Origin of the sequence: Burkholderia sp. Ac-20353, from assembly GCF_017104785.1 — a bacterium.
Taxonomy (GTDB): domain Bacteria; phylum Pseudomonadota; class Gammaproteobacteria; order Burkholderiales; family Burkholderiaceae; genus Burkholderia.
Window position 1 is genome coordinate 1 of sequence record NZ_JAAGPL010000344.1, and the last position, 4,980, is coordinate 4,980.

General features: G+C 68.2%; 4 protein-coding genes and 1 pseudogene. 2 read left to right on the plus strand and 3 right to left on the minus strand.

Annotated features, from left to right (window positions below; translation table 11 throughout):
* Window positions 1-41 precede the first annotated feature (41 nt).
* Entirely contained in the window at window positions 42-1,703 is a 1,662-nt protein-coding gene (locus tag G3N94_RS39605; protein WP_205799638.1) for an L-lactate permease, read from the minus strand.
* A 397-nt stretch (window positions 1,704-2,100) separates the two neighbouring features.
* Here G3N94_RS39605 and G3N94_RS39610 point away from each other — a divergent pair, with 397 nt between their 5' ends.
* Together G3N94_RS39610 and G3N94_RS39615 are read left to right on the plus strand one after the other, a co-directional pair.
* Window positions 2,101-2,412: a DUF4148 domain-containing protein gene (locus tag G3N94_RS39610; RefSeq protein WP_205799639.1), complete on the plus strand. Its 312-nt coding sequence runs from the start codon at window positions 2,101-2,103 to the stop codon at window positions 2,410-2,412.
* 12 nt (window positions 2,413-2,424) lie between these two features.
* Window positions 2,425-2,610, plus strand: a complete 186-nt coding sequence (locus tag G3N94_RS39615) for a hypothetical protein (RefSeq protein ID WP_205799641.1) — start codon at window positions 2,425-2,427, stop codon at window positions 2,608-2,610.
* Here G3N94_RS39615 and gshA read toward each other — a convergent pair.
* Together gshA and G3N94_RS39625 are read right to left on the minus strand one after the other, a co-directional pair.
* Window positions 2,600-4,213, minus strand: coding sequence for a glutamate--cysteine ligase (gene gshA, locus G3N94_RS39620; protein ID WP_205799640.1), 1,614 nt, complete (start codon window positions 4,211-4,213; stop codon window positions 2,600-2,602). The genes G3N94_RS39615 and gshA overlap by 11 nt on opposite strands.
* A 320-nt stretch (window positions 4,214-4,533) precedes the next feature.
* A pseudogene (locus tag G3N94_RS39625) lies at window positions 4,534-4,896 on the minus strand (DNA-3-methyladenine glycosylase 2 family protein); the annotation flags it as partial.
* Window positions 4,897-4,980 lie beyond the last annotated feature (84 nt).

The window sequence follows — 4,980 nt, forward strand, 5'->3', positions numbered from 1 at the left end:
TCCCGCGCGCAAACACCACCGCCGTTAATCCGCACTCCCGCTTACTTCGGCAATGCCGGGATCATCCACGTCAGCACATGCTGCTGCAGGAACACGAGCACGCCGAGCAGCAGCGTGAGGATCACGCTATGCCAGAACGTGCGCGCGAACACGACGCCCTCCTGTCCCTTCAGGTCCGTCGTCGACACGCCCGTTGCGATGTTCTGCGGCGAGATCATCTTGCCCATCACGCCGCCCGACGAGTTGGTCGCGGCCATCAACACCGGATCGAGGCCGAGCTGCCGCGCGGCGACCACCTGCAGGTTGCCGAACAGCGCATTGCCCGACGTGTCGCTGCCGGACAGGAACACTGCGACCCAGCCGAGCGACGCGGACACCAGCGGGAACAGCGCGCCCGTCGACGCGACGCCCATGCCGAGCGTGTAGCTGATGCCCGAGTAGTTCAGCAGGTAACCGAGCCCGACGATCATCATCACCGTGACGATTGCGATGCGCGTCTGGCGCCATGTCTTCGCGACGCAGCCGAAGAAGTCGCCGGCGCCGGTGCGCGTCCACACGGCGGTGACGATCGCGGACAGCAGGATCGCGGTGCCCGTGCCGAGCGGCTGGAAGTCCCAGATCGCCGCATACGGCTTGTGGTACAGCGTGACGAACACTGCGTTGTGCAGGCCCGGCCAACGGATCTTCACGTCGCCGATCGCCGCGATGTTCGCGTGCACCCAGATGATCACGACCACCGACACGACGATCCACGGCAGCCAGCCGCCGTAGCCGATGCGTGCGCCGCCGCTGCTGCCGCCGCTGTTGCCACCGCTCGCCGGCGTCGCGCGCGCGACCGCGAACTGCGGGTCGGGCTGCGGTTTCCACACGTGCAGGAACCCGATCGTGACGATCAGCGAGGTCAGCGACGACAGCACGTCGGTGAGCTGATAGCCGAGGAAGTTCGACGTGACGAACTGCGCGAGCGCGAAGCTGCCGCCCGACACGAGCAGCGCGGGCCACAGGCGCGCGATCGACCGCACGCCGCCGTACGCGCCGATCACGTAGAAAGGCAGCAGCAGCGCGATGAACGGCAACTGGCGGCCGACCATCGCGCCGAGCGTGGCGGGCGGCAGCGACGTAACCGCGCCGAGCACGGTGATCGGCACGCCGAGCGCGCCGAACGCGACCGGCGCGGTGTTGAACAGCAGCGTGTACGTGAGCGCCTCGATCGCCGGGAAGCCGAGCGCGATCAACAGCGCGCTCGTGATCGCGACCGGCGTGCCGAATCCGGAGATCCCTTCGAGCAGGCAGCCGAACGAGAACGCGACGACGAGCAGCACGAGGCGGCGGTCGTCGGGCAGGTGGTCGAGCATCCATTGCCGGAACTGGTCGAAGCGGCCCGACTTCACCGCGATGTTGTACAGCAGCAAGGCGTTGAAGACGATCCACATCACGGGGATCAGCGCGAGCGCCATGCCGGCGGCGACCGCGTCGAACGCGAGGCCCGCCGGCATGCCCCACGCACCGATCGCGACCGCGAGGCCCGCGATCAGCCCGGCGAGCGACGCCTGCCATGCGGGACGGCGCAGCACGCCGAGTGCGATCAGCGCGACCGCGATCGGGATCGCGGCGACGAGGAACGACAGCAACAGTGAATTGCCGACCGGCGTCAGCGGCTGCGCGTATGCGATGCCGGCGGGTAGAGCGGCGGTGGGGCTCATGGTGTCTCCTGTGCCTCCTGTGCAAACACCCGGGCGCTTGCGCACGCAACGACGTCGCCGCGCCTATGGATCGGTCACTTAAAAAGGTTAGGAGGCGTGCGGCGCTTCTACAAGGAGGGACATGCCCGAGGCGGATCGACGCCGGTACTGGCGGTACTCGGCGGTGCTCGCCAGCACTCGGCGGCGCTCTCTGGCACGCTGCGGCACATCGCAGCACGACGCGGCGCGCGCCGCCCTGCCGCGTCCGGCAACGCGCTGCTGCAATCTTGCACGGCGAACAAAGGTGCCTCTCCGGCAGCGTGATGTTTCGTTTGGCGTCCGAAGCCTAGACTGCACGCATCGGTTCCGTTCGTGCCGACTACGGTGCGACACCGGAACGCCTACGGAGAGTACGAAAATGAAGACGATGATTCGTGCGGCCTGGGCCTGTGTCCTGATCGGCACGGCCGTCGCAGCCCATGCGCAAACGGCATCACATCCGCTGACGCGCGCCGAGGTCCGCCAGGAACTGGCTGACATGCAGGCCGCCGGCTACCGGCCCGGCATCATCAGCAGCCCGGACTATCCGCAGAACATGCAGGCGATCGTGAAGCAGGTCGCGCAGGCGCACGCCGCCACCGGTTACGGCAGCAACGGCAACGTTGCCACGGAGTCCGGAAAGCCGGGCCAAGTGCCCACGATCGATCGCAATACCTACGCGCATCACTGACGCCGGCACGCGATGAACCGCATCGGCAATCTCGTGATGGTGACGCCGCCGGGCGATGCCGGCGGCCTTCATGCGCGCCGCCCGCCGCGCACGCGGCGCCTCGCGTTCGCGGTGCACGCGCGGCCGCATCGGGCCGCATCGGCCAAGACTCCACGCACGCCGATGCGCGCGGCCGCGTGCGGCGTCGTCAGACGCTGAAGCGGTTCAGCGTGTACGCGCGATAGGCCGCGACGAACGCGTCGAACGAACCGGCCTCCTTCGCTTCCAGTTCGGCCTGCTCGGCGAGCGACCGTGCGGCGAGCGTTTCCGCCGTGCGCTGGTCGGCTTCAGCGAGCGGCCGCGCGCGGAAATGCGCGGCATGCGCGTCGCTTTGCGCAAGCGCGAACGCGAGGAACGACTGTCCGTTGTCGCGCATCGTGCGCAGCACGCGCGCGGACGGCGTGCGCTCCGGATCGGCGAGCTTCTCGCGCTGTGCGGCGATTGCGCGTGCATGCTCGTCGCCACCGCGAATTTCGTCGAGACGGCGGCCGACGGCTTCGATCTTCGCCATCAGCTCGTCTGCCCACGCTTGCAGCGCGACCGGGCTGCCACCGCGCGACAGCATCAGGCCAGGCTTGCGCCCTTCCATCGTCACGCTGCCGAAGTTCGCGTTCGCCTCACGGTACGCGTCGCAATCGAGCGGCGGGCTCGCATCGAGCGCGCACGCGAGCAGATACGCATCGAGAAAGCGCGCGGTGTCGAGCGCGATACCGGTCGGCTCGAACGGATCGATGTCGAGGCAGCGCACTTCGATGTACTGCACGCCGCGCGATGCGAGCGCATGCAGCGGACGCTCGCCCGAATACGTGACGCGCTTCGGGCGGATCGTCGAGTAGAACTCGTTCTCGATCTGCAGCACGTTCGTATTGATCTGGATCCACTCGCCGTCGCGATGCGTGCCGATCGCCTCGTATGCCGGATACGGCTCGCTCACGGCCTTCGACAGCGCGTCGAGATAGCCCGGCAGCGTGTTGTAGTCGGCCTGCAGCGCCGCCTGCGCGGTCGTGTTCGAGTAGCCGAGATCGCTCATCCGCAGGCTCGTCGCGTACGGCCGGTACAGCGTGTCCGCGTCGAACGTGTCGAGCGTGTGCGGCTGGCCGCGCAGGAATTTCAGGTCGAGCGCGGGCGACGCGCCGAACAGGTACATCAGCAGCCAGCTCGTACGGCGGAAGTTGCGGATCTGCGCGAGATAGCGCTCAGACTGGTAGTCGACGAGCGTCGCGGTCGAGCCCTCTTCCGCATGCAGGCGCCGCCAAATCTCTTCGTGCAGCGAGTAGTTGTAGTGGATCCCGGCGATGCACTGCATCGTGCGGCCGTAGCGATACGCGAGGCCGCGCCGGTACACGGTCTTCAGGCGGCCGATGTTCGACGTGCCGTAGTTGGCGATCGGAATCTCGTCGTCGGCGGGCAGCAGGCCCGGCATCGAGTCGGTCCACAGCATCTCGTCGCCGAGCGACGCATACACGTAGCGATGCAAATCGTCGAGGCGTTCGAGCGTGAGCGCCGCATCGCGTTCGGCCGGGGTGATCAGCTCGACCAGCGCTTCCGAATAGTCGGTCGTCAGCGACGGATGCGTGAGCGCCGAACCGAGCGCGCGCGGATGCGGCGTGAACGCAATCATCCCGTCGCGCGTCACGCGCAGGCTTTCCTTTTCGATGCCGCGCAGGCCGCCGGGCAGATGCTGCCGCGTCGGGCCGGTGCTCAGCGCGTCGAGGCGATCCAGCAGCAAATCGGTCTGGCGGATGGTCATGGTGTTCGACATGGATGCGCAAGTGCGGGCACGGCGCGCGTGGAACGCTCACGCGCAGCCGGCTGGATTGTTGGTCGCTTCGTTGGTAGCGGGCACTTTAACATCTCGCCGAAACACGCGCTTGAGGCGGCCTCGGGCGCGGGCTTACGCGTCGCGGCAGGCCCGGCGGGGCTGGCGGAACGACGGCGCCCGCGGCAGCAGAAATGTCTGCGACAACGTCCCGCAGGGCAGACCAACGGCTGCGGCGCGGAGCAGGCGGGTTCATTCGTCTGCGGGATGACGAGCCACATCGGCCGGTGGACGGTGCAACCCCGCGGGTCACCCGCCCCCCATCACCCGCCGCGCGCGCCGCCTGCGCGGTCGGCCACCTCGTTCCACAAATGCAGCGCCGCATACGCGCGCCACGGACGCCAGCCGTCCGTGCGGCGCTTCTGGCTCGCGAGCCGGTCGAGCGACGGGTCGCGCGCGGCGATCGACTGCATCAGCACGAGATCCGACGCGGGCCATGCGTCCGGATCGCGCCACGCGCGCATCGCGATGTATTCGACCGTCCACGGCCCGATCCCGGGCAGATCGAGCCACGCCTGCCGCAGCGCCGCCAGGTCGGCCTGCGCCGGATCGACCGGCACGTCGCCCGCCGCGACCGCGCGCGCGACCCCGGTCAGCGCCGCAAGATCGGAAGAGCGTCGTGTCGGGAAAGAGGTTCGGAACTGGTGTACATCCTGGTTGTCGCAGTACCAGTCACAAAAACACTCATGTCTACATCTCTACTACTACGT